This is a genomic window from Xenorhabdus japonica, assembly GCF_900115195.1.
Classification (GTDB): Bacteria; Pseudomonadota; Gammaproteobacteria; order Enterobacterales; family Enterobacteriaceae; genus Xenorhabdus; species Xenorhabdus japonica.
Window position 1 is genome coordinate 1 of record NZ_FOVO01000044.1, and the last position, 25,172, is coordinate 25,172.

Annotated in this window: 21 protein-coding genes and 3 pseudogenes; 14 read left to right on the plus strand and 10 right to left on the minus strand. The window is 38.3% G+C overall.

Features of this window, described 5'->3' with window-relative positions:
- Positions 1–205: 205 nt before the first annotated feature.
- Both BM135_RS14020 and BM135_RS17090 read right to left on the minus strand, forming a co-directional pair.
- Positions 206–751, minus strand: a complete 546-nt coding sequence (locus BM135_RS14020) for an omptin family outer membrane protease (RefSeq protein WP_175486159.1) — start codon at positions 749–751, stop codon at positions 206–208.
- On the minus strand, positions 655–870 hold the full coding sequence (locus BM135_RS17090; protein ID WP_175486157.1) for a hypothetical protein: 216 nt from the start codon (positions 868–870) through the stop codon (positions 655–657). The genes BM135_RS14020 and BM135_RS17090 overlap by 97 nt, the downstream gene beginning before the upstream one ends.
- Positions 871–1,465: 595 nt before the next feature.
- Between BM135_RS17090 and BM135_RS14030 the strand changes: the two genes are divergently transcribed.
- Positions 1,466–2,125 carry a 50S ribosomal protein L11 methyltransferase gene (locus BM135_RS14030; protein ID WP_092520618.1) on the plus strand — a complete coding sequence of 220 codons (660 nt, stop codon included), beginning with the start codon at positions 1,466–1,468 and terminating at the stop codon, positions 2,123–2,125.
- A gap of 92 nt (positions 2,126–2,217) precedes the next feature.
- Here the strand turns inward: BM135_RS14030 and BM135_RS14035 are convergent, their stop codons facing one another.
- Positions 2,218–2,787 (minus strand): HutD/Ves family protein, encoded by a 570-nt coding sequence (locus BM135_RS14035; RefSeq protein WP_092520619.1) that lies wholly within the window; start codon positions 2,785–2,787, stop codon positions 2,218–2,220.
- A gap of 126 nt (positions 2,788–2,913) precedes the next feature.
- A complete protein-coding gene (locus BM135_RS14040) occupies positions 2,914–4,335 on the minus strand; it encodes an aminotransferase-like domain-containing protein (RefSeq protein WP_092520621.1) in 1,422 nt (473 codons plus the stop codon).
- A 420-nt stretch (positions 4,336–4,755) separates the two neighbouring features.
- On the opposite strand from BM135_RS14040, the gene yegD reads away from it, so the two are divergent.
- Positions 4,756–6,108, plus strand: coding sequence for a molecular chaperone (gene yegD / locus BM135_RS14045; protein WP_092520623.1), 1,353 nt, complete (start codon positions 4,756–4,758; stop codon positions 6,106–6,108).
- 63 nt (positions 6,109–6,171) lie between these two features.
- Here the strand turns inward: yegD and BM135_RS18040 are convergent.
- A pseudogene (locus BM135_RS18040) lies at positions 6,172–6,255 on the minus strand (IS1 family transposase); the annotation flags it as partial.
- A gap of 134 nt (positions 6,256–6,389) precedes the next feature.
- On the minus strand, positions 6,390–6,689 hold the full coding sequence (locus tag BM135_RS14050) for an antibiotic biosynthesis monooxygenase family protein (protein WP_092520626.1): 300 nt from the start codon (positions 6,687–6,689) through the stop codon (positions 6,390–6,392).
- A gap of 426 nt (positions 6,690–7,115) precedes the next feature.
- Between BM135_RS14050 and sigJ the strand changes: the two genes are divergently transcribed.
- The 12 genes and pseudogenes from sigJ to BM135_RS16735 all read left to right on the plus strand — a co-directional run.
- Positions 7,116–8,042 carry an RNA polymerase sigma factor SigJ gene (gene sigJ, locus BM135_RS14055; protein WP_092520629.1) on the plus strand — a complete coding sequence of 309 codons (927 nt, stop codon included), beginning with the start codon at positions 7,116–7,118 and terminating at the stop codon, positions 8,040–8,042.
- Between the two features lie 28 nt (positions 8,043–8,070).
- Complete coding sequence (locus tag BM135_RS14060; protein WP_092520631.1) at positions 8,071–9,237, plus strand: FAD-dependent monooxygenase; 1,167 nt, start codon at positions 8,071–8,073, stop codon at positions 9,235–9,237.
- Positions 9,238–9,295: 58 nt separating this feature from the next.
- Positions 9,296–10,936 carry a flavin-containing monooxygenase gene (locus BM135_RS14065; protein ID WP_092520633.1) on the plus strand — a complete coding sequence of 547 codons (1,641 nt, stop codon included), beginning with the start codon at positions 9,296–9,298 and terminating at the stop codon, positions 10,934–10,936.
- A 1,026-nt stretch (positions 10,937–11,962) separates the two neighbouring features.
- The gene (locus BM135_RS14070; RefSeq protein WP_092520634.1) at positions 11,963–12,424 is read left to right on the plus strand and encodes a PhzA/PhzB family protein; all 462 of its coding nucleotides are present in this window, start codon (positions 11,963–11,965) and stop codon (positions 12,422–12,424) included.
- A 107-nt stretch (positions 12,425–12,531) separates the two neighbouring features.
- Positions 12,532–13,152: an isochorismatase family protein gene (locus tag BM135_RS14075; RefSeq protein WP_092520635.1), complete on the plus strand. Its 621-nt coding sequence runs from the start codon at positions 12,532–12,534 to the stop codon at positions 13,150–13,152.
- Positions 13,149–15,044: an anthranilate synthase family protein gene (locus tag BM135_RS14080; protein ID WP_092520636.1), complete on the plus strand. Its 1,896-nt coding sequence runs from the start codon at positions 13,149–13,151 to the stop codon at positions 15,042–15,044. Before BM135_RS14075 ends, BM135_RS14080 begins: the two co-directional genes overlap by 4 nt.
- Entirely contained in the window at positions 15,034–15,327 is a 294-nt protein-coding gene (locus tag BM135_RS14085; RefSeq protein WP_092520637.1) for a hypothetical protein, read from the plus strand. The genes BM135_RS14080 and BM135_RS14085 overlap by 11 nt, the downstream gene beginning before the upstream one ends.
- A gap of 60 nt (positions 15,328–15,387) precedes the next feature.
- Positions 15,388–16,230 (plus strand): PhzF family phenazine biosynthesis protein, encoded by an 843-nt coding sequence (locus tag BM135_RS14090; RefSeq protein ID WP_092520643.1) that lies wholly within the window; start codon positions 15,388–15,390, stop codon positions 16,228–16,230.
- 9 nt (positions 16,231–16,239) lie between these two features.
- Entirely contained in the window at positions 16,240–16,872 is a 633-nt protein-coding gene (locus BM135_RS14095) for a pyridoxal 5'-phosphate synthase (protein ID WP_092520644.1), read from the plus strand.
- Between the two features lie 758 nt (positions 16,873–17,630).
- Positions 17,631–18,755: an efflux RND transporter periplasmic adaptor subunit gene (locus BM135_RS14105; protein ID WP_092520660.1), complete on the plus strand. Its 1,125-nt coding sequence runs from the start codon at positions 17,631–17,633 to the stop codon at positions 18,753–18,755.
- A gap of 13 nt (positions 18,756–18,768) precedes the next feature.
- Positions 18,769–21,861, plus strand: coding sequence for a MexW/MexI family multidrug efflux RND transporter permease subunit (locus tag BM135_RS14110; protein WP_092520646.1), 3,093 nt, complete (start codon positions 18,769–18,771; stop codon positions 21,859–21,861).
- An 82-nt stretch (positions 21,862–21,943) separates the two neighbouring features.
- Positions 21,944–22,052 (plus strand): annotated as a pseudogene (locus tag BM135_RS16735) (IS1 family transposase); the annotation flags it as partial.
- 126 nt (positions 22,053–22,178) lie between these two features.
- Here the strand turns inward: BM135_RS16735 and BM135_RS14115 are convergent.
- The 4 genes and pseudogenes from BM135_RS14115 to BM135_RS14130 form a co-directional block, all read right to left on the minus strand.
- Positions 22,179–23,219: an endonuclease gene (locus tag BM135_RS14115; RefSeq protein ID WP_092520647.1), complete on the minus strand. Its 1,041-nt coding sequence runs from the start codon at positions 23,217–23,219 to the stop codon at positions 22,179–22,181.
- A gap of 380 nt (positions 23,220–23,599) precedes the next feature.
- The gene (locus BM135_RS14120; protein WP_092520648.1) at positions 23,600–24,037 is read right to left on the minus strand and encodes a universal stress protein; all 438 of its coding nucleotides are present in this window, start codon (positions 24,035–24,037) and stop codon (positions 23,600–23,602) included.
- A 96-nt stretch (positions 24,038–24,133) separates the two neighbouring features.
- Complete coding sequence (locus BM135_RS14125) at positions 24,134–24,562, minus strand: universal stress protein (protein ID WP_092520659.1); 429 nt, start codon at positions 24,560–24,562, stop codon at positions 24,134–24,136.
- Between the two features lie 149 nt (positions 24,563–24,711).
- A pseudogene (locus tag BM135_RS14130) lies at positions 24,712–25,017 on the minus strand (IS1-like element transposase); the annotation flags it as partial.
- Positions 25,018–25,172 lie beyond the last annotated feature (155 nt).

Sequence of the window (25,172 nt, forward strand, 5' to 3'; positions counted from 1 at the left end):
TGACTATCCTGAATGCAATGCTCAGAAAGAACGAAGAATGGAATGAATCTTACCATCACGTTGCGCCATAATTTTTATGTTCAAGACAGTTGCTTACCCGGATTTGAATCCCATCGAACCCAAATCGGCTGAAGTAAAGGCAATCAGAAGAAGAGAAAGGTGTTCAATTGATGAGCTGTTTAGGGTGCATGTTGACTATGCCTGATTATATTGATTCTGCTATATATTTCAGTAAAAGGTTAAACTCAAAATCCTGATAACGGTACTGTCCGGCTAGCCCAATGTATGGCAGACTGAACTTCTGCTTATAACCAATACCCGCCTTAGAAGGAAGCTCTCCGACCTCAGTTCCATTATCATAGATGTAGTGACCACCATAAGTCGTCCAACTAAAACGTGTTTCCTGATAACCCAATACTGCACCTAGTTTGTAATCAGATTGTTTAACTAACCAACCTGCGGCATTTAAATCAAATTCATTGGCATAATTAAGGGGAGTATTCGGACTATGTGACCAATCCGTCCAATGGCTTTGATTTAGATCTATCCAGTCATAATCATCCATGCTGCTATTACGTTCCCCCAGTTTAACCCAACCACCAGCATTCACGGTCAACCGATCAAAAGGCTCCCAAGAAATTTTGCCTTTAGCGATCAGAGCATCGCCAATCTTCCAATTAAGTTGGCTGCTTTTATGCTTTGCTGCGTTAGAGTTTCCATAAAGATATTCTTTCGACTCCCTCTCAACCAACCAAGCCCAAGCTCGAAAGATACATTGCCACCACTCAAATTCAGTTGTAATAAAGGGGGTTCAGCCATTACTCCAAAAGATAAAGCCACCAATGGAATAACTATCAACGGTTTTTTCATAATTTTCAGTTCCTTATTCAGGTGTAAACTGAATTTTCATGTTTTCTGTTACCCTGATAGCAATCCACTACTGCAAGAAATAAACCTTAATAACTATCAATAACAGAACTAATAAATTTGGATTATATTAATTTTTCCGTTATATATTTATAGTACAAAATCACGCCTTTTTAGCTATTAAACAGAGATTTTTGATTGCAATCTGAAATCTATTTTAAATAAGTTATTTAAAATCAGCATGTTGATATAAAATAAAGCCACTTATTACACTCATATTAAATAATTTTAGCTTCGCTTAGGATAAATTTTCTCAAAAAGCTCCCGTAACAAAATCTATAATAGTGAAAATTAACAACATGCTGATAGACTTTATGGCATCATTATTCCCGTTATCCGAAATGAAATTTTTTTGATTTTCATAAATATCTATTGGCAGTTGACCGTTATTATCAGGAAGAAATAAATACAGTTTTTCATAATAAATATAACCTTTTGTAATAAATGCAAAATCTTGTGTAGTGTAGTGAAGCATGTGAAATAAGAAAATCTCTTGATTATATCTATCCTTCATACTTACAAATAAAAAGAGCTTACCATGAATAAGAACTGCAAAAATTATATAGAATGGTGGTTGGAGCAGGAAAAATTAAGAACGAATAAAGGACTTCCTATAAAAATAACACTGGCAGGAATAAAATTATCTGTTATTCCTCAAGTATTTCTTCCATCCCCATTACAAACACATTCTACACCATTACTTATAAAAAATATTAAACATCATAATTTTACCGGAAAAACAGTTCTTGATATAGGAACTGGCAGTGGTGTTCTTGCCATTTATTCCGCCCTTAATGGTGCATCTTTGGTAATAGCAACAGATGTCGATGACTATATATTGCACCATGCTGAAAGTAATGCTTATCTGAATAAGGTTACTAATATCCATTTTATAAATAGTAATCTCTTTGAGTCTGTCAATAATAAATATGATTACATATTTGCTAATGGGCCTATTTCTCCTGAATCCTGGTCAGAAAAAAAACTTTCCGGGCATACCATATTGAGTTACGGAGAAACTCTTTTTAGTCAGTATCGTCACTATCTGACAGATGAAGGGGTAATGTTTATGACATTTGCAGAATTTGGCCCAATAGAGGCATTCTATAAAACGCTGCAAAAAAATTCCGTTATACACAAAGAAAAAAGAGAAAAAAAATTTGGGGTATGGTGGAGTTTTCACGAAATAAAAAAATAAATTCGATTAATAGTGGAAGCACAAAATCTTTTGATTGCGGCTTGATATAAAATCAAGCCACTCATCCCACTCGTATTAAATAATTACCCCACTCACCCAATCGGACGCAAATCAACCCACAACAACTGGCTATCTGCAATCAATGGCTTAATTACTCCCTCCCGGATATCCGGCAACCACCATGCACCTTGACCAAAAGCAAGCTGGACATAATTCGCTCCTGTCATTTCCCAGCGACCTTTTAAGACATACAGTACGCCACTGTGTGCTGTCGGCAGTAAACGTTCATCAGAAACCAACGAAATCTCGGAGCTCCAACAGGAACGACGAGTCATTATATTGAAACACTGAACAGGACCATCCAATAATTCCGCATGACCCAGAATATCACCCGAAAAATTAAATGAGGTCATTTTTTTCACCAGTTCGTGCTCCAAAAAACCCGGACTGGTCAAGCGAACTCCTTTCCCTTTTAATAAAACAATTGAGCGTTCAATATCAGGAAACTGCCCCAATATTCCACTTTGATGAATGGTCGTAAAATAGGCTCGCCAAGCAAAATCATCAGACACTGGCCAGCAAACAATATCCCTTGTTTCGCCTTTCTCTTCAGACCATTGCACTCTTGGTAATGTTGCATAATCGAAACATTTCATTTTCATGCCACTCCCTCACCATTTTTATATTCTGTTTATAGAACCATAAGATAATTAGTATCAAATCATTAACAGAAACATTCGCAAATAATTTTCCTTACGATAATCTCAAGATAGTCTAAATGTGATTGATTACCCGCATTCCTTTAAAAGCATGTGGCATATATTCCCCAGTTCTTTCATTGCCAAAGCTTGAATGTCATTCCATGCAAATGAAGTATTCAAGCGAAAGGCATGATCAAATTGAGAGCTAGTGGAAAACATACAGCCCGGCGCAATGCTGATATTCTTTGCCAATGCTAGTTGATAGAGTCGGTTGGTATTAAAAGGCGGTTCGAATTCCAGCCAGAGAAAATAACCACCACGCGCACTGTTTACTTTCACTGATTGAGGAAAGTATTCACTAATTGCCCATAACATCCGGTTTTGCCGTTGCTCCAACTGCCGCCTTAATCGGCGCAGATGATTATCATATCCCCCCTGTGCCAAATAATCCGCAATCGCCAACTGTGTTGGTGTACTGGCAGATACCGTGCTCATCATCTGTAATTGCTGAATTTTTTTCGCATGTTTACCTGCTGCAACCCAGCCTACCCGATAACCGGGAGCAAGGCATTTTGAAAATGATGAACAGTGCATAAAATTATTTTCTGTATCCCATGCTTTTATTGGTGCCGGAGGCTCCTGTTCGAAATACAACTCACCATATACATCATCTTCAATAAGGGCGATTTGGTTCCGATTCAAAATCTCTACCAATCGCTGTTTATTTCCAGATGGCATGGTGCTGCACAATGGGTTTTGAAAACGCGACATCAACCAACAGGCTTTTATGGGATATTTCTGCACAATCTCTTCTAACGTATCCAAATCAATGCCTGTATGCGGGTCTGTTTTAATAGCAATGGCTTTCAAACGTAATCGTTCTATCGCCTGTAGCGCCCCATAAAAAGCAGGTGACTCAATCACTACCCAATCACCCAGAGAAGTTACCGATTGCAAACTGAAACTCAATGATTCCATTGCCCCGGCAGTAATGACAATTTCATCAGGGGAAACATGGATACCGTGGGAAGCATAACGACGGGATATATTGCGCCGTAATTTTTCATTGCCCGGAGGCAGATTTGCCAGTGAACTGTGTGGAACGAAGCGGCGAGCGACTGAAGCCAGTATTTTTGACAACTTAGACTCTACTAATAGAGAAGGATCTGGAAATGCCGAACCGAAAGGGATAATTTGCGGATCTTTGCATGCCTGTAAAACATCAAAAATAGACGCACTAATTTCCACATTTTCACTTAAATTCAGTCCATTCCCCCCCTTTGCCGACGCAAAAGGTTTTAATCGAGTGGCAACATAATACCCTGATTGTGGACGCGCCACGATCCATCCCTGACTTTCAAGCAACTGGTAGGCTTGTAGCACAGTCATTAAACTCAGGCCCGATGATTTCACCGATTCTCTCAGGGAGGGTAACCTATCACCCACTTGCCAAATATCATCCTCTATTTGTTGGCGGATCATTCCAGCCAATTGTTCGTAACGCGTCATATGCTTGGCCTTTGTTTAAACTGTTATAGGTAGTCAACTGAAATTTTTCAATATTATACTTTGTATCTTCAGAAACAGAAATCACTCAATGAATTGGATGAATAAATCAGTCCAAAAGGGGAAAATCCCCTCTTTTTTGTACATACCTATACTCGAGTCAGTAATAGCAGAATGATAATTAAGAGAACCAATATTTTTGTAATCACAATACCTATAATTGGATTCAAATTTTAGTTTATTTATATTCTTTGTTCTCCTAAGAAAAATTTCAAAATCGTAACTCACTTGAAAAAAACCATTTCCATTAGAAATAGTTTATTATTGAATATATCTAATATATTTCAAGTTGCAGCGAAGCAACTATTTAAGATAGCATCGTCGCCCTTTTAAAATTTTCCACGATTAAAGATGAGGAAACCCATGTTCATCGGTTTTGACTATGGTACATCCAATTGCGCGGTAGCAGAGATGATTGGAGATATACCTCAGCTAATTGCTATCGAAAATGATAATTTCTACATGCCTTCTGCTCTGGCTGCACCGACCCGAGAATCAGTTTCTGAGCACTTATTTCGCTACTGGAATATCAGCCCAATTAATCAAGCAGGTGAGCAACTACTTCGTAGCGCAATAACTGTAAACCGTGAGGAAGGCATTGAGCTTTTACCAGATGATATCGTCTTTGGGCAAGAAGCATTGGCTCGATATTTAGAAGATCCTCAAGATGTTTACTACGTTAAATCACCAAAATCTTTTCTGGGTGCAATGGGATTAAGAGATACTCAAATCAGTTTCTTTGAGGATTTGGTTTGCGCCATGATGGCGAATATCAAACAACAAGTCGAAGCTAATAAACAGCAAGCTGTCGATGATGTCGTAATTGGCCGTCCAATTAATTTTCATGGACGTGGTGGCGATAAATCGAATCAACAAGCTGAGGGGATTTTACTTAATGCTGCAAAACGCGCTGGTTTTCGTAATATTGAGTTTCAATTTGAGCCAGTGGCAGCAGGTTTGGAATATGAAGCTACACTGGCAGAAAACAAAACTGTATTGGTAGTTGATATTGGCGGCGGGACAACTGACTGCTCCCTCATTCAAATGGGGCCAAGCTGGCGAGGTAAATCTGAGCGCAATGACAGCTTACTGGCACACACTGGCCAGCGTATCGGGGGAAATGATTTAGATATTAACCTGACCTATAAACAGCTGATGCACCCTTTTGGATTGGGAAGCAAAGTTGCTTCTGGTATTGATATGCCACTGACGCAATTCTGGAATCCTATCGCCATCAATGACGTACAGGCTCAGAAAGAGTTCTACTCTCGCCAGAATTTGACAGCATTAAAATCCTTGCACAGAGATGCCCAAGAACCTGAAAAATTAGCCCGCTTATTGAAAGTACATCAGGATACATTAGGATACAGCCTTGTTCGCGGTGCAGAGGAAGCCAAAATTGCGCTTTCAAATCTGTCTGAACATCAAGTTAAACTCAATCTATTATCAGAGATTATTGAAGTTAACATCCAACGTGATCAAATGATTGCCGCAATCACATCCACTAAAGAGAAAATGGCAAAATTGGTCAGCGAAGCAGTAGCACAAGGTGGAATTCAACCTGATGTGATCTTTATGACGGGTGGTTCAGCCAGTTCACCCATTCTTCGTCAGGCAGTTGAACAAGAGTTGCCGGGTATCCCGCTGGTTGGTGGTAACTACTTCGGCTCAGTAACGACAGGCCTGACACGCTGGGCAAAAATCTGTTTTGCTTGATAAGCTATGGGGTTTGAGTCCAATTATGTAAAAAACGGTCATGACTCTAATAATTAGATCATCCTATAAAGAAGAGTATTCACGTTCGATGAAACGCCTTATCACCTTGTCGTGTATCTCTTCTGATTTGGAATAGCCAATCGTCTTTCAATAACCATTGGCATCATGACCTTTTTATTTATCTATGACTTAATAAGTAGTCATATTAATTCTACCAATTAATAAATATTCAGGATATTGGAACCTAATATCAATAAGTTCGGTCCATTATAGTGAAGAACTCAACTGGAGTAATGTCCAACAATATCATAAATTCCTGGGCTAGCCTTAGCTAGCTCTGCGGTGCGTTTTACGAATTCTATTGATGCTGGGTCAGCTTGAGTTGCCTTAATGTCAGCAATGCTTTTCCATTTCGCAATATTTACAACTCGGCTACCATCTTTGCTGGCTAGCAAGGTAACGGAAATGAAACCAGGTCGTTTACTAATGACCGAATCAGTTCCTTCTTGCAATAGCTTAATGACTTCAGCTTGATTACTTGGATCAACTTCGATGACATTAATGAATGTAACTTCAGACATTACACGTTCTCCTCAATGGATAGTAGGTTATGCCAGCTTTTTGCAGGCAGAGACTCGCTAGCTTGTACCTTGTTGAGTCTAATACATAGACGATTCAGCAGTTCAATATGTCAGGTCATTAGAAAAAAATATTTATTTTCAGATTTTTCACCTGACATTTTCACTTCGTTTCTCGTCATTAAATTCTAGAACATTTTTAGAGGGGGGCTCAGAAATTGTTACTACTTCGCATATATACGTATATAGATGTTTTATTGTATACACTATAGAAATATTTAATTTCCTATTAGATTAGATTCTATGTTTTACACAAATCTCTTTCCTTCTTCTAAGAAAATCCCGTGTCAGTATCACTTGCTGGCATGATGAAGTTGGTGGGGAACAATACCTAGGTTGTTTTCCTCAGAATGAGTTAAGAAAAATAGAATGAATAAGAAGAAACAGGTGAGTAAGCTGGGGAGAGAAGATCCAGCCCAAATATATTCTAACCGTTCCAAACTTGAATCGCTGGCGTATAGATTCTTGGGAACTATCCCAGATGCTGAAGATGCCGTGCAAGAAACCTATCTACGGTGGCACAAACTTACTCAAACAGAACGTGAGCAGATTGTGTCTCCCATAGCTTGGCAACGAACAACACTCACACGGATCTGTCTTGATAATCTTAAATCGGCTAAGTCAAAACGTGAAATCTATATTGGCGAATGGTTGCCTGAGCCTGTCTCACAAGATGAAAACTGGGTATCTACGGTTGAATCAACTGAAGCAACCGATCCAGCCGATAACCTTATCTTTGCTCATTCAGTTTCTATGGCATTGATGATAGTCCTGGATAAGATGACCCCTGCTGAACGTGTCAGCTTTATTCTTCATGATGTCTTCCAATATTCGTTTGAGGAAATCAGTGAGATTGTTGGCAGAACACCACAAGCATGTCGTCAGCTTGCTTCATCTGGGCGAAAGCGAGTCAATCAAGAATGTCATTTTGTACATTCTTCAGAGGAGCATCGGCGTGTTAATAATGCTTTCCGAACTGCATGGCTTACAGGCAACATCAAGGAGCTGGTCGCGGTCTTAGATGAAAGAGTTTGTGCCATCACTGATGGCGGAGGTCTTGCCAGCGCAGCTACCGAACCATTATATGGCCGGGATGCAATTATCAATTTTTTCCTTTCAGCATTTGAACGCCAACACAATCTTCAGATCGAGGAACAGCTTGTTAATGGTGAGTCAGGGCTTGTCGGTAAGGTGGCAGGTCACACTGTTACAGTGATTTCCACTTATATAAAAGAAGGACGAATCAAAGATATTTGGGTTATGCGTAACCCAGAAAAATTGACTGTTTGGCATTAGCCAAGTGATTCAAGTGAGGTGATTTACTATGGCGGCGATAACTAATTGTTCAGGCAAAGTAGTCATTGTTGGTGCTGGGATTGGAGGAGTAACTCTCGCTGCTCTGCTTTCTTCGGTTGGCATAGAGTGCAACATTTATGAACAGCGGATGACACTCTCAAAAGATGGGTTTGGCTTGAATATTCAACCTGAAGCAGTATCAGTTCTGTATCGTTTGGGGCTTGCTGAAAAGTTGGATTCTTGTGGGATCCAAACCCGAGCACACCGCTATGTCGATCATTTGGGAACAACTCTTTTCGAAGAAGCGAGGGGCATAGATGCTGGTTTTGATATTCCACAGATATCTATATCTCGCTCTGAACTGCTTAATCTAATCTTTACTATAGCTAAGACAAAAGCAACCTTTAACTTTGATGTGAAGTTTTCTACTGATTTTCTATATAAAACGCAGTGGGCAAAAGATCTGATTGTGGGTGCCGATGGTATCAATTCTGTAGTGCGCCAAACCTTATTTCCAGACTCTATGCAACTGAATTCCGGTGGCATGATGTTATGGCGGGGCATTACTCCTATGCCAAAACTTCTGGATGGTCAAACAATGATTATCGCTAATAGTGGCGAAGGAGTTCGTCTCATCGCATATCCTGTTTCCAAAGCTCATGATCTGCGTGGAGAGAGTCTTATTAATTGGGTTATCCTTGTTCCTATGTCACTTGATAAGCAATTTGATACAATAATCAACCGCTTTCAAGCTACGGATTTTCTGCTCAAACTTATCAAAGAATGGCATTTTGATTGGTTAAATCTCCAAACATTAATAACCTCAAGTAAAACACTTATGCGAACCGCGATGGTGGATCGGAAACCATTAAATAAATGGAGCCATAACCAGTGTGTTCTAATTGGTGATGCCGCTCACCCAATGTTTCCAATAGGTGCAAATGGGGCAACTCAATCTATCATTGATGCCGAAACCCTCTCCTCTACTATATGTGAATCCCCTGACTTCGAATCCGCAATAGCGAAATATGAGCATGTACGTATACCTGCTGTATCCAAGATTGTAATGGCAAATCGGGAAATGAATTCGCGTGAACTTGCTAGCCAAGCTCTTAATCAACAAGAGCGAATTCGAGAACTTGTCATCACAGCGACCAACTATAAAGCTGAAACGACAAGGACAAATTCGGATTGACTCTGCTATTTCACTAATAATAACCCCATATATGAATCTATAGCACAGGAATTCTGTAATGAGTGAACAATCTTCTCTTCTCCAATTCGATGCTATTGTCATCGGTGCTGGTCTTTCTGGCCTTTTTGCAGCCCACAAAATTCATAATGAGTTAGGGCTAAAGGTACTTGGGCTTGAAAAAGGTAAGAATGTCGGCGGTACTTGGTATTGGAATCGCTACCCCGGCGTTCAAGCAGATACCGATGGATTTGTCTATCGCTACTCCTTTGATCGAGAGGTTTCGCCACAATGGGATATATATGCTCGATACCAAACTGGCGAACAGATGCGAGATTATTTGGAGAATGTTGCAAGTCGTAACAATATTTCGCAGCTGTTCCGTTTTGAAACTGGTGTTAGCGAGGCTGTCTACGATGAGGCCAAAAACATCTGGCGGGTTAAAACTACAGATGGAGATATTATTACAAGCCGATATCTGGTAAGTGCTGTCGGAGTATTATCTGAGCCCGTTTTTCCAAAAATCAAAGACCTCAATAAGTTTAAAGGACAAATCATACATACTGCTCGTTGGCCAGATAACCTGAAAATCAATGGGCTACGTGTCGGAGTATTGGGAACAGGATCGACGGGAGCACAGCTCATTGTTGCAGTAAGTAAGGTTGCATCCCATCTGACGGTGTTTCAGCGGGCGGCACAATATATTGTGCCTGCGGGACAAAGTCGCTTAACGACAGATGAGGTAGAGAATTATTTCTCGAATTTTGAAGAACGATGGAAAAAATGGAGAAAAACCCGTCTGGCATGTGGCTTCGACGAACCCACGATAGGTGCGTTTGATGTATCTTTGGAAGAACAGAAGGCTGTCTTTGAGCGCGCTTGGAACGAAGGCGGGGGATTCGGTTTTATGTTTGGCACCTTCAATGATCTTGTTATCAACTCAGACTCCAACCGCGCAGCCTGTGAGTTTATAGCCGAAAAGATCAAAGATATTGTCAAAGATCCTGATACGGCACGTCGTCTTACACCGACAGAGCCATATGCCAAGCGGCCTATATCGGTTGATGAGTATTATGAGGTATATAATCAGCCCAATGTTAAATTAGTTAGCTTGTTAGATACACAAATAGTACAAGCAACAGAAAAAGGCCTTCTCACTGCTGATGGCATTGAACATGAAATTGATATTCTTATCTTTGCTACAGGATTTGATGCGGTTGAAGGTGCTTATCGGAACTTCAAGGTGATTGGGCGTAATGAACATACCCTCCTTGAAACTTGGGGTGAAAACCCTGCCGCATATCTTGGTGTTTTTACACCTGGTTTCCCAAACCTATTTACCCTTCTTGGCCCTCAGGGAATATTTTCCAACCTCGCTGCGGGTATTGAAGCTCAAGTAAACTTCATCGGCGATATTATTTCGTGGGCAGAAAATCATCCAGAGATTGTTATTGAAGCTACTCCTCAAGCACTCTCAGATTGGTCAGTACATTGCGAACAATTGGCAAATTATACTGTCTTTGCTCAGGTGAAATCCTGGATATTTGGATCAAATCTACACGGTACGACCCCACGTGTTCTCTTCTATTTCGGTGGTATTAGCGAATATCTTGCAGTTTTTAATCGTGAACGTAGCAATAATTTCCCTAGTTTCAATAGCAACAATTTGATTACAGATAAAAAAGCGACGAATCCACTTTAAGAAATAAGTAGAAATTTATGAACATGAATTAATATGACGAGATATAACGAGAAAGTTAAGAGCTGTACACATAGAGATCAGGATTGTTTAAAGTGGTATGAATTGTGCGCGCCAAATGGGATTGATGGTTTGGTGAACAGCCTTTAAATATATAAATTAAACTTGAAATATAAAGGATATAGATAAAATGAGTGCTCTATATAAAATAGATTGTGGACAAAATGAAATAGTCACATTTTTTTAGAGCATTCATCATAAATTAAAATAAAATTTTACCCCATTAACGTTATAGGTTCGAAATTAATACACATATCATTATAAATTTCAGTATTAACTGACTAGTATAATTGTATTGAAATTTATTGCCAATTATCGAAAATATTTAGTTTTAGAAATATAATAACCTAATAAGCCAGTGCTGCATTAAGGTGGGTTAATATAATAATCATTAATGAATAGATAATTATTGTCACTACTGTTCAAAATACATTTCAATGATGAGGTTTTCTATTAATTGTGATATTAAACACATTTTTGCATTAAGCTAGATTTATCCATTTACATTTTATTAACTTAAATGATAATATTTGGATCTTACCAAAATTTTTATCCATTGTGTTATTTATGCTTTCTTTTTTGTTATATTCTATATTTTTACTTAAGGTGATGAATTAACAGTTGATTATTTAATACGTTGAATTTAATAAATATTAAAGATGATCTGGTGAAAAAGTAATATTTTTTAATAAGGTGTTTTGTAAATTAAAACTACTTGCGTAATTGTTTGATTGTATCTGAAAAAGTCATCTGGTGTTGAAAATTTCAATATGGTTTATTTAGAACCTATTAGGCATAGTAGCTATTATATCATGGGGTTTCATAAGATTTTTATAAAAACTTTTGGGATAATATATTATAATACGGGGTTTAATTTAAACTAATAAATATTGATATTAAATTAATTTCATTATCACTCTTTCCTATTATTATTTTATTATGAATGTTCTCGATTGAGGAGACAATACTATGATTCAAGATAATGAAGTACAGCAACATAATCGATTGATTGTCGAAAAGTATATGAATACAAAAGGGCAAGATAGGCTTAAACGGCATGAACTATTTACTGAAGATGGGTGTGGGGGGCTTTGGACTACTGATACAGGAGAGCCGATTATGACTAAAAGCAAGGCTCGTTTGGCTGAGCATGCTGTTTGGTCTTTGAAATGTTTTCCTGATTGGCATTGGTACAATATCGTTATATTTGATACTCAAGATCCAAATATTTTTTGGGTTGAATGTGATGGAAAAGGGATAATTCGTTTTGAAGGATATCCTGAAGGTATGTATGAAAATCATTTTATCCATTACTTTGAGTTTGAAAATGGAAAAATAAAAATTCAACGTGAATTTATGAATCCATGTCAACAGTTTAAAGCATTAGGTGTTGATCTTCCAAAAATTAATAGAGGTAGCATTCCTACCTGATTAATTTATTAGAGTTCTTTGAGATTATTTAATTATAAACCATAGATAGCCATATTAATCACAATAATGGCTATTTTAAATATATTGTCTTGCAATGGGGCAACGATATGGGTATTCCTAAAATTGAGAGTTATACACTCCAATCACCTGAATTTAATGTGACAAATAGCGTCAAATGGAAACATGATAATAGCCGTAGCATATTGCTTGTACATGATATGCAAACATATTTCCTGGATTTTTTTTCTTTGGATTTAAAACAAGAATTGATAAGAAATTGTCAGAAACTTATCTTTTACGCTAGAAAAAACAATCTACCTATTGTTTATACAGCTCAATGCGGTGATATGACTGAGAAAGAACGTGGTCTCCTTTATGATATATGGGGGAAAGGTATGAACAGTAAAACTGAACATACTACTATTGCAAAAGAAATAGTACCACGGGAAGAAGATACAGTTTTAACTAAATGGAGATATAGTGCTTTTCATGCCACATCTCTTGATGAAATTTTCATTGAAAAAAAACGTGACCAAATAATTATTTGTGGCGTTTTTGCCCATATTGGAATACAGACAAGCGCTGTTGATGCTTACTCAAGAGATATTGAAGTATTTCTTGTACAGGATGCTATTGCTGATTTCTCAAAACAAGCTCATTTACAAACATTAATATATGCTGCTGAATGTTGCGCCAGTGTATTGCCAACTGAAGAGGTTTGCAAATGATTACATCTCCTTCTTCTGAGACACCAATAATCTTACAAAAAGTTGTTGAAGGTCATTTTGATGCCTATGCTTTAGTGTATAGGCCAGAAAGATTTAAAAAGGCAACGCTTGAAGTACTAATTGGCACAGAACAAATCATTGAAAATCTAAAAGAGTTAGATCAAATTCAAAAAGAACAACGGGATATTGGTAATTGGGGGATTCTTCTTACGACACCTTATCGTCAGATTAAAGAACGTGGTTTCACTTTTATTGAAGACAATACACCTTTTCGTGCCCTTTGTATCAATGATTATGAAACACTTTTACTTGAAGAAGCTATCGATATTTTACCTGATGTACCGATCAATCTTAGCAATACTTATTTCAATCCAAATGACGAAAATTACGAAAAAATTGTCAAAGAAATAATTGCGAATGAAATAGGTACAGGGGAAGGAGCCAATTTTGTCATTAAACGTACCTTTAATGGCTCTATTACCGATTATAGTGATCATGTTGGAATGACGATTTTTCGTAACTTATTGGAACAAGAAAAAGGAGCTTATTGGACTTTTTTTATTCGTCTAAATGAAGTGACCTTAGTTGGCGCTTCACCAGAAATGCACATTAGTCTTAATGCTAAATCAGTCGCAATGACTCCAATAAGTGGTACATATAGATTTCCTGCTTCTGGTCAAACTCAAGATGGACTTCTGGAGTTTTTACGCGATACTAAAGAAGAGGGAGAGTTATCAATGGTTCTTGATGAAGAACTGAAAATGATGACTGATATCTGTTCTTCTGATGTTAGAGTCTACGGGCCATCACTTATTCGTATGTCAAAATTGGCGCATGTTTGCTATGACCTGAAAGGTTCTACAGAATTGGCTATATATGAAATTTTAAAGCGCTCAATGTTTGCACCAACCGTAGTCGGTAGTCCTTTAGAAAATGCAACTAGAGTAATTGCACGTTATGAAAATCATGGGCGTTCTTACTATAGTGGTTTTGTTGCTTTAATTGAGGATATTAATAGTAACCCACGATTAGATTCAGCAATCCTTATTCGTACTGCTGAAATAGTAAAAGATGGGAAAATGCAGGTAGGGGTTGGGGCAACTTTAGTTCGTGATTCTAATCCGCGTTCAGAAGTACAAGAGACTATTGCGAAAGCTGCTGCTATTCAAAATGCTATGGGTATCACTGCTTTTGATACTTTGCCTAAAAAAGAAAAAATTGCTCAGTTACTTAATAGAAGAAATGAGCGACTTTCAACTTTTTGGTTCAGAGATATTCTTCACTCCCCTGACGATTCACTAAATGATATAAATAAACCAGAGATTGTCATTTTAGATAATGAAGACACTTTTACATCAATGATGGCATATCAACTACGTAAATTAGGTTTTAAAGTTGAAGTTAAGTCCTATTCTTTAATCGGCGAAATTAGTAATTCAAATTTACTTATTATAGGCCCTGGCCCCGGTGATCCATGCAAATTAACTGATTTAAGAGTTATAACAAGCCGGAATATGACAATGAATGCAATAGCACGGAAACAACCTTTTGTTTCTATTTGTTTTGGACACCAAATTTTATGTTCATTACTTGGTTTATCTATAGAACGTCTTTATCCACCAAATCAAGGGATACAAAAAAAAATATCTATCTTTGGGAAAACAGAATTTGTGGGTTTTTATAATACTTTTTCGGCCATTTCGGAATCAGATTATATAAAAAGTCCTGTAGGTGATGTTGTGGTTTACCGGGATGCCCAGTCAAAACAAGTTCATGGATTAAAAGGATCAAATTTTTGTTCAATGCAATTCCATCCTGAATCAATTTTGACTAAAGACGGACATAGGATATTAAGAGATGCTATATTTTCGGTGATAACAGATGAAAATTGAATTAGCTTGGTGGGATCTTGATGACAATGATCCTAATGTAGATATTCTATCTGCAAGTTTGACAAAGCAAATTCTGGAAGAATGGGAAAACGTCCCTAATTTAACTAAAAAATTTTGGTTTACTTCAAATAAAGGAAGTTGTTGGGGAGCTATGATGATTTGGAATGGAGATAAACCTGATATTTCCGTAATGCCAAATAATATATCAGGAGAGATTATAGGAAGAGTTCCTGATCACAGGATTATATTTGATGTATTAAATGAAATAAATACAGATAATTAAAATCTCAAAGTATTAACTAAATGTTTTAATTCAAAATCAGTATAATAACATAGGTGCAATATGCATAAGTATACTATTGTGAACTCTTTTGGGAGTGAATTATTTACCGGAAATCCAGTCGCTGTTTTTTTTAATTGTGACGATTTAGATGATTATCATATGCAAAAATTGGCTGCTGAACTTAATCTTTCTGAAACAACCTTTATTCGTTCTCCTTTGAAAGATGGTGATGTAAATGTCAAAATTTTTACTCCAGTTAATGAATTAGGTTTTGCAGGACACCCATTACTTGGCACTGCGTTAGCTTTAGCACAGGAAACAGGATTGTCTGAAATGAATATCGAAACACAAAAAGGAGTTTATCGATTTTCAGTTGATTTGGTAAAAGAACAACCTTATACAGCTTATGTACAAATGGAACAGCCAAAACCTGTTATTTCTCCCTATGAATATAGGCAAAAATTGCTTGAAGCGCTTGGCGTGGAGAAAAGCACATTACCAATAGATATGTATGATGTAGGGCCGAGACATGTGTTTGTTGGTGTGGAAAACGTCGATATACTCGCAAAAATTAGCCCAGATCTAAAAAAACTTTCTCAGTTTAATAACATGGCCGCTTTATGTTTCTGTCCAAATGGTATTGATAGTTGGCGATTACGTATGTTTTCTCCTGCTTACGGTGTTGCAGAAGATGCAGCAACGGGTTCGGCTGCAGGCCCTCTGGCACTACATCTTTGTCGATATGGTTTAGTTGAGTTTGGGAAAACAATAGAAATTATGCAAGGTGTTGAAATGGGAAGGCCATCTTATATGAAGTCAATAGCTAAAATGGAGAAAGCAGAGTTTTGCCTTGAGGCTAGCGGCTATGCATTTCAGATTGCAACAGGTCAATATTTTATTTAGGGCAAAAGCATGAGCAGCATTTTTGAAAGTATGACTGGTAAGTTGGATTATGCCTTTCCTGAATATGATTCCCTTACTAATGATCCTATTGGGTTAGGGAGAAAATGGTTACAAGAAGCAATTAATGAGGATGTCCGTGAGCCTTATGCAATGGTTTTAGTGACTGCAAATCTTTCTGGCAATATGTCATCCCGTGTAATGGCTATTTTAGAATTCACAAATGAAGGTATTGTGTTTGCTACACATAGCTGTAGTCGAAAAATAAAAGATGTTAAAGATAATCCTTTTGCTTGTGGACATTTTTATTGGCGTGAGCTTGGTCGCCAGCTTTCCATAAGTGGGAAGGTTAAAGCGCTTACTCGGGAACGAGCTATTAAGGAATGGAATAAACGTGCAATACCTTTGCATCCAATGTCAACCGTTTCCTATCAAAGTGAACCTTTAATATCATATGAACAGTTCCTTATATCCGCACAAGAGCTTGATGGTATTGGGGCATTACCCTGTCCAAGTAGATATACTGTTTACCTGCTTGAACCTCACACTATCGAATTTTGGTCTGCAAGTTCTAACCGTTTACATAAAAGGCTACGCTTTGAACATACTCAGAACGGGTGGAATAGTTTAAGACTCCAGCCGTAATTAAATTCTTTTTTTTCGTGGCATTGGACTATGCATGGGGATTATATCATTGCAGTTATTATATCATCCGAGAAACATTGATAAAGTAATTAATTTAGTGTGACAATTATTTCAATGTCTTATGCAGCCTTGATAATTGCAATATAACGTAACACAACTGAAGGAAAACAGCGTTGGTTATTTTGATTATATGAATCCGCCAATATTTTTATTTTTATTCATCTTTCTTGACCTCAAGTTAACTTAAGGTTTTATAATGTATATTTGTTATGCACTTCAATCGGAAAAATGCTACATTTTTACGCCACTATGTTGGAAAAATAGTGTTTCTATATAAAAAATGTGAGAGTAGTTTATGCGATGGTTTGATGAAAGTAAGTTGAAAATTTCTAGGGTATAGATTTTTATTCTATTATTTTTCTATTTATCTTCATTTCGTTGGAATCGGCTAAAGTTATAGATTTTGATGACAATCTGTCTGTCAGAAATGTATAAATGTATAAATGTATGTTACAAGTTTATATCTGGATTGTTTCTAATATCGCATCAGAAATTGGCTCATTACTACTAACCATTTTTATAAGCCATACTTTTTGGGGTTTTCTTAGTAAAAGCAAAGAAATTCATACTGCTTTGTACTTGAACATACCACGGTTATTGGGGATTGTTGGCAATGGAAATACAGAAATTACGCATTACTTGAGAAAAACTCAAAGTATAAGCAAATATTTCACACAATGAAAAGGTTGATATAAATGATGGGAAAAAAAATCGTTGTTGGCCTAGGAATCGCTTTATTATTAGTGGTTGGAATTTTCGTTTATAAACTAAATAGTTCTGCTAAGAATGAATCAGGATATATGGCCTACCCACCTGTGAAGGTGGCTTTGGCAGAAGTAAAAGAAATGCATCTCCCTAGAATATTATATGGTGTTGGGGAGCTTGAGGCTGACAGACAAATACATTTGGCATCAGAAACCAGTGGTAGAGTAACTAGTATTGAGTTTCAGTCTGGTCAATATGTGGATAAAGGTCAGTTACTGGTGCAAATTAACGATGCAGTTGAACAGGCTGAACTTGTTCGTTTGCAGGCTCAGTGGAAAAATACTGACAGGTTATATCAACGCACCAGCAAATTATTTACCAACAAGGTTGCTGCTGTTGCAGAACTGGATAATGCACTGGCAGAGCGTGATATGGCGTTGGCTGCTATTCGTCAGACCGAAGCATTGATTGCTCAGAAAGCAATTCGGGCACCATTTTCAGGCGTAATGGGAATTCGACAGGTGCATATAGGACAGTTTCTACATACAGGTGACGCTATTGCCAATTTGGTGGATGCAAAAAATCTTAAACTGAATTTTTCGTTGAATGAACAGACGAGTCCTGAGTTGCATGTTGGTCAGGCAGTGAATGTACTGGTTGATGCTTATCCGAATCAAAATTTCCCCGCCAAGGTAAGTGCCATTGATCCCTTGATTGGTAAATCCCGTACTGTACAAGTACAGGCACTTCTAAATAATCTTGATGGGAAACTGAAAGCGGGAATGTACGCCAGTATCCAAGTTGTGCGTCAAGATAACATCCCGGTTTTGTCCATACCAGAAACGGCTGTGACTTATACCGCTTATGGGGATACTGTATTTGTGGCACAAGGTACGGAAGAGCATGAAAAAACAACTGAACAACAGCCTATGACAGTAAAACGTGTTTCCGTTGAAGTGGGACAACGTTGGAACGGTATGGTGGAGATCAAGAAAGGGTTGTCTCAGGGAGAGTTAGTTGTGACATCAGGCCAACTGAAATTGAATGATGGCACACAAGTGGTCGCGGTTGCTGATGATACATTGAATACAGCGAAATCATCTGCAACGGGTTCTTAATGGAGACGGAAAAATGACATTTACCGACCTTTTTGTTCGCCGACCAGTGCTTGCTCTGGTAGTCAGTACATTGATCCTGTTGTTGGGTGTGTTTGCCCTGAGTAAACTTTCTATTCGGCAATATCCACAATTAGAAAGTTCAACAATCACCGTCAGGACGGAATATCCAGGTGCATCATCTGACTTGATGCAAGGATTTGTCACTCAACCTATTTCACAGGCCGTTTCTTCTGTAGAAGGGGTGGATTATCTCTCTTCTTCTTCGGTGCAAGGTAGAAGTATCGTCACTATACGTATGGAACTTAATCGTGATTCCACCCAAGCCTTGGCACAGGTGATGGCAAAGGTAAACCAAGTCAGGTACAAGTTGCCAAAACAAGCTTATGATCCTGTTATTGAACTGTCATCAGGGGAGTCAACAGCTGTCGCTTATGTTGCATTTTCCAGTGATACTTTGCTGGTATCAGCTGTGACAGATTACCTTTCAAGAGTGGTTGAGCCAATGTTTTCTTCCATTGAAGGTGTTTCGCAAGTACAAGTGATGGGTGGACAGCAGCTTTCTATGCGCTTATGGCTGGATGCAGATCGCCTTGCTGGACGTGGATTGACCGCAGCGGATGTTGCATCAGCGGTCAGGCAAAATAATTATCAAGCTGCGCCAGGGAAAGTAAAAGGAGAATATGTTATTTCAAATGTGCATGTTAATACCGATCTCACCAATGTTGAGGAGTTTCGTGATCTGGTTATCCGCAATGATGGCAATGGGTTAGTTCGTCTTAAAGATATTGGCACAGTGGAACTGGGCTCTGCAACAACTGAAACCAGCGCGATGTTGAATGGTAAAGCCGCTGTACATTTGGGGTTATTTTCAACTCCGACAGGTAATCCACTTGTTATTGTTGATGGTATCAAACGTCTATTACCTGATATCCAAAAAACACTTCCTCCGGGAGTTAAGGTTGAGTTGGCATTTGAGACTTCTCGCTTTATTAAAGCGTCGATTGATGAAGTTGCTAATACTCTGTTAGAAGCATTAATTATTGTCATGATAGTGATCTATCTCTGTCTGGGATCATTGCGCAGTGTATTGATTCCAATTGTTGCCATCCCTTTGTCGATGTTAGGCGCTGCGGGATTAATGCTGCTATTTGGTTTCAGTATTAATTTATTGACTTTATTGGCAATGGTACTGGCAATTGGCCTTGTGGTCGATGATGCTATCGTCGTAGTTGAAAACGTACATCGTCATATTGAAGAAGGCATGTCACCTATTGCGGCAGCCTTAATTGGCGCGAGAGAAGTAGCAGGTCCTGTGATTGCAATGACGATTACTCTTGCTGCAGTTTATGCACCGATTGGTTTGATGACCGGGCTGACAGGTGCCTTGTTTAAGGAATTTGCTTTAACGTTGGCGGGGGCTGTTATCGTATCGGGTATAGTGGCTCTGACTTTATCGCCAGTAATGAGTTCTTTTTTATTACAGCCGAAACAGCAAGAAGGAAGAATGGCACTGGCGGCTGAGGCATTTTTTGATAAATTGGCTCAATATTATTCTCGTTTGCTCAATATTTCTTTGCGTTATCGATGGATAACAGGCGTATTTGCTTTATTAGTCGTTATAAGTTTGCCTTTACTCTATAAGCAAGCGCGTCAGGAATTAGCGCCAGTAGAAGATCAGGCTGGTGTATTGGCAGCAATCAAATCACCACAACATGCTAATTTGGATTATATAGAGCGTTTTGCCCACAAACTTGATCGAGTATTTAATGAAGTGCCAGAAATGGTCGGTACATGGATTATTAATGGTACTGATGGGCTTTCTTCAAGTTTTAGTGGGGTAAACTTGACTGAATGGAGTGAACGTAAGCGCTCGGCCTCGGACATTCAGGCACAATTACAAGCGGCAGTGGGAGAAGTAGAAGGGAGTAATATTTTTATATTCCAGCTTCCACCATTACCGGGTTCCACTGGGGGGCTGCCTATTCAGATGGTACTGCGTAGTTTGCAGGATTATCCCATCCTATACCAAACAATGGAAGAAATTAAACAGCAAGCACGCGAGAGCGGGTTATTTGTTGTTGTAGACAGTGATCTGGACTATAACAATCCAGTAGTGCAAGTGCGGATTGATCGTGCCAAAGCCAATAGCTTAGGGATTAGAATGCAAGATATTGGTGAATCACTAGCGTTACTGGTAGGAGAAAACTATATCAACAGATTTGGAATGAATGGTCGTTCATATGACGTCATTCCACAAAGTATACGCAGTCAGCGATTAACGCCAGAAGCATTGGCACATCATTTTGTGCGGACTGAAAACCAAAAGATGATCCCACTTTCTACAGTGGTCTCAATCTCGACGAAAGTTGAACCCAATAAACTGACTCAGTTCAATCAGCAGAATGCAGCAATTTTTCAGGCTATTCCTGCGCCAGGAGTGACCTTAGGGCAAGCTGTAACTTTCCTTGAAGGAATATTGGATAATTTGCCAGCAGGGTTCAGTTATGATTGGCAATCTGATTCCCGGCAATATAAACAAGAAGGTCATGCTCTGATTTTTGCGTTTTTGGCTGCGTTGATCATTATTTATTTGGTATTGGCTGCCCAATATGAAAGTCTGGTCGACCCCTTGATTATCCTGATCACTGTACCACTTTCTATTTGTGGTGCTCTGATACCACTAGCCATGGGATATATTACACTTAATATTTATACTCAGATTGGATTGGTAACGCTGATAGGACTTATTAGTAAGCATGGTATCTTAATGGTGGAATTTGCCAATAAGTTACAGGAAATTGAAGGGATAGATAAGCGTTCTGCGATCTTGAAGGCGGCAAAAATTCGTCTTCGCCCGGTATTGATGACGACAGCAGCAATGGTGATCGGCTTGATTCCACTGTTATTTGCTAGTGGTGCGGGTGCAAATAGCCGTTTTGGTATTGGGCTGGTGATTGTATCTGGTATGTTAGTGGGAACATTTTTTACTTTATTTGTACTACCGACGGTATATACGTTCTTGGCAAAAAATCATTCTTCTTCTGCGATAACACCGAGAAAACAACAATTGATTGAGGCTGATAAAATACTAAATAAATCAATTTAACGTTATTTTAATCTCTTGGGTTCAAATTCCTCGCCGCTTGCGGCGGGGTTTTTCATTTTGTTTGCTTTATGTCCTATTAATGTTAACCTTACGTAACCGGATTAATCATCTGAATCGTAAGACATTCAAAATCCCCTGAGATGCATGACAAAATCATTGGTACTTTCATTGAGCGTGAATATTATGTTTGAGGGGTTTCAGCGCGTTGAATACATGACCTATTAAAGCCCATAAAAAACGGCGTTAAGATCGTCACTTTTCATTCGTGACATCATCTCAAACGCCGATTTCTAACTAAGAAATGACAAGATAAACGGTTAAATTTTACAATTACCTGCCAAGCGATATCCTGCTTTTTTAGCTTCTGCTTCTGAGTTGAAATAAATTGCATTTTTATCTGCTACTGTCTTATAACCAGAGCATTGCGAAAAATGATAAATCTGGCTATTTTTATTTCCCTTAATCACGCCATTTTTCACTGTTTTTGCTGAGGCTCTTTGGGTTGATAGCTGATTATTTCCTCCATGTAAATTATTCTGCTTTGACGTACTATTCTGTACCTCTTGCCCTTTCTGTGACATTAAGCCTTTCTGCGGTAATAAGCCTTGGCCTGAATTTTTGTGCCCTAATTCCCATTTTTTACTGCCGGTCACAAACGGGTTATGGTGTCCCATAATCTTGGCAATTCGGCTATCTCTTTCACGCTCTAAAGCATCCACCGGATATTTGCGATCCCATGCCATCATCAATTGTTGCTGTTGGCGTGACATAGTCAGATTATAGCGATCATGCATATAGAAATAGACTCTGGCAACCATGCCTTTCACTTTATCGCGCGGCTCAAACAAGCGTGATTTAAAATCCACCTTACTGCTACATGAACCGTACATATTAGGTGTGTTTCTGGCGACCATCCCGTAAGCAAAATTACTGCGATCACTATTAACTTCACCGATTGCTGGAGCCAAGTTATGCATGTCTGATTCCATCATGCGAAATACAGGGTCAGTATCAACGCAGTTTTTCCGCCCACCATCTTGCCAACATTGGCGTTGATGCCCAAATACCCAAGCCGGAACCATATGTTCCCATTCAGTACGTTCAGCCCTTGTTTGTTGTGATCTTATATCATATTTACAAGAAGCCAGATCAACACGCCCACCACTTTTACCCACCCAATGCCAATCACAACCACAATATAATGTGCCTATACCTGATTTTATTTGCCCGCTATAAACATTTTTTCTTGATTCTACTTTAGCTTGCTCGAAACTGGTTGGAGCGCTCCATGCATGAAAAGAGATGGTTAATCCAAAAACCAAAAGATAACGTACCCATTGGGTAATTTTACTATTCAAAATAATACCTATTTACTTATTTTTCATAACATTTGTTATTCATAACATCTATTACGTATAACATCCGGCGATGATCTTGCCTGACAATACCATGAAATGACAAATATTATTCGTCGATTTTTTTAATGATTAGGAAGGACATCAATTCATTATTTTAATTAAATAATATTAATATGACTTAATACACCAATTAACATACTTGATTAGAATGTTAAGCAAAAAAATATTACGTTTTAAAATGAACTCTTATCCATTATTGGATAAGGGTTAAATCAATTTATTATGTCAGTGAAATGATAAATGTATGTTAAAAAACAACCGTGCCAGAAAATAGCACGGTTGTATAAATAATTGTCAATTTTTAATCCAGATTTAACCGATTATCTCACAACCAAAACAGAAATATTGGCATATCCTACAATGCCCGACGCATTTGAACCCAGTAAATGAGTCGAGATATCAGGCCGACGAGATCCGACAATAATCAAATCTGCATTAATCTCACGCGCTGTAGAAAGTACCTTATCCCGTGGAGAACCAAAGGCAACGGAGAAAGATACTTTATCTTTCGGCAAATCAATACGTTCTACGACTTTTTTAAGTTCCTCTTCAGAATTCGCTATTGCTTTTTTGGCAAAAGCGCTCAATAAATCATAGTGGTAACTATAACTTACGGAAAATCTGGAAATATCTGGTACAGAGTGAAAAAGATGAACCTTTGCATTAGATATTTTTGCCAAAAATTCGGCATGTTTAATTGCATTATCAGTTAATATATCTTCTGAAATATCAATGGGAACTAAAATCGTGTTATACATATATACTCCCCTGTAATCGGATATAACCGCCAGCTATTGAGCATCAGTTCAAAATCAACAAAAACCACGTTAAATCAACATACCCTTTGCTAATAGTTATCGCACGACTAATACAGATGTTTTTGCATATCTGACAACCCCAGCAGAGTTGGAACCTAACAGATGAGTTGTGATATTGGGTCGCCTTGAACCTATGACAATCAAATCAGCATCAATTTCATTCGCTGTAGAAGTGATTTCGTCTCTTGGAGAGCCAAATGCAATCGAATAGGAGATCTGACCAGTTGGTAATCCCATGGAATCAACTAGCTTTTTCAAGTCTTGTTCTGCCTTGATAGTCGCTTTGTCCTTAATTTCCATATAGCCGAGTGCATAAGCATTAATAATCGCTGATGAAATGGGTAATACATGTAAGACGTGTAATTTAGCCCCTGTTTCTCTGGCGATCTTAAGCGCGCAGTCAACTGCCTTGTTGGTTAGATCTTCTTCTGAAATATCTACTGGTACTAAAATAGTCTTGTACATATGCACGCTCCTACTTACTGAAATACCAAATTATCCTGATTTTTTTAGTATATTGAAATGCTGGAAACTTACTGTGAGTTATATAACACCTGAAACAGGTTAGCTCCTACTCCAATTCTTGGTCGTGTATTCAACCCGTTGATATGTATTAAATTGACATTCTCTAAGGGAAGTGTTGTTACGCATCGCGGTTTACGTTTTTTTAAAACGCGAACAACGGCATTAATACTGATATGCAATGCACGGGCAGTATCACGGATACCGGCATTGTTCATGGTAAGGTCAATGACTTGTTCTTTTATACCGGCTTGGCACGTCCGATAGACGTACTCGAGTTGAAAGGTTCGTTGGCAGGAGAAACAGCGATGGCGTTGATGGCCTGCCTCGCCTTTGCCATGTTTTTTGACGTATTCAACTTGCTGACAAAATCGACATTTTACTTCCACCGTCGCCATTTCATTTCTCCGAAAAAATGCCAATTATACATAAAAATCAACCGATTGAATACGTGACCTTAGGGCAAACGGGTCTAAATTGAACAGTTAGTTCAGTGATGTGCCTTCAGTACATAAAGGTAGGAACATTGATGATCGTTTGTGATTTACAATCC

Excerpts from the sequence above, each read along its gene's own strand:
- BM135_RS14105 (WP_092520660.1), top strand. The coding sequence starts at position 17,631 with ATGGGAAAAAAAATCGTTGTTGGCCTAGGAATCGCTTTATTATTAGTG.
- sigJ (WP_092520629.1), top strand. The coding sequence starts at position 7,116 with ATGAATAAGAAGAAACAGGTGAGTAAGCTGGGGAGAGAAGATCCAGCC.
- BM135_RS14095 (WP_092520644.1), top strand. The coding sequence starts at position 16,240 with ATGAGCAGCATTTTTGAAAGTATGACTGGTAAGTTGGATTATGCCTTT.
- BM135_RS14040 (WP_092520621.1), bottom strand. The coding sequence starts at position 4,335 with ATGACGCGTTACGAACAATTGGCTGGAATGATCCGCCAACAAATAGAG.
- BM135_RS14070 (WP_092520634.1), top strand. The coding sequence starts at position 11,963 with ATGATTCAAGATAATGAAGTACAGCAACATAATCGATTGATTGTCGAA.
- BM135_RS14030 (WP_092520618.1), top strand. The coding sequence starts at position 1,466 with ATGAATAAGAACTGCAAAAATTATATAGAATGGTGGTTGGAGCAGGAA.
- BM135_RS14075 (WP_092520635.1), top strand. The coding sequence starts at position 12,532 with ATGGGTATTCCTAAAATTGAGAGTTATACACTCCAATCACCTGAATTT.
- BM135_RS14060 (WP_092520631.1), top strand. The coding sequence starts at position 8,071 with ATGGCGGCGATAACTAATTGTTCAGGCAAAGTAGTCATTGTTGGTGCT.
- BM135_RS14120 (WP_092520648.1), bottom strand. The coding sequence starts at position 24,037 with ATGTATAACACGATTTTAGTTCCCATTGATATTTCAGAAGATATATTA.
- BM135_RS14065 (WP_092520633.1), top strand. The coding sequence starts at position 9,296 with ATGAGTGAACAATCTTCTCTTCTCCAATTCGATGCTATTGTCATCGGT.
- BM135_RS17090 (WP_175486157.1), bottom strand. The coding sequence starts at position 870 with ATGAAAAAACCGTTGATAGTTATTCCATTGGTGGCTTTATCTTTTGGA.
- BM135_RS14035 (WP_092520619.1), bottom strand. The coding sequence starts at position 2,787 with ATGAAAATGAAATGTTTCGATTATGCAACATTACCAAGAGTGCAATGG.
- BM135_RS14125 (WP_092520659.1), bottom strand. The coding sequence starts at position 24,562 with ATGTACAAGACTATTTTAGTACCAGTAGATATTTCAGAAGAAGATCTA.
- BM135_RS14090 (WP_092520643.1), top strand. The coding sequence starts at position 15,388 with ATGCATAAGTATACTATTGTGAACTCTTTTGGGAGTGAATTATTTACC.
- BM135_RS14085 (WP_092520637.1), top strand. The coding sequence starts at position 15,034 with ATGAAAATTGAATTAGCTTGGTGGGATCTTGATGACAATGATCCTAAT.
- yegD (WP_092520623.1), top strand. The coding sequence starts at position 4,756 with ATGTTCATCGGTTTTGACTATGGTACATCCAATTGCGCGGTAGCAGAG.
- BM135_RS14050 (WP_092520626.1), bottom strand. The coding sequence starts at position 6,689 with ATGTCTGAAGTTACATTCATTAATGTCATCGAAGTTGATCCAAGTAAT.
- BM135_RS14110 (WP_092520646.1), top strand. The coding sequence starts at position 18,769 with ATGACATTTACCGACCTTTTTGTTCGCCGACCAGTGCTTGCTCTGGTA.
- BM135_RS14080 (WP_092520636.1), top strand. The coding sequence starts at position 13,149 with ATGATTACATCTCCTTCTTCTGAGACACCAATAATCTTACAAAAAGTT.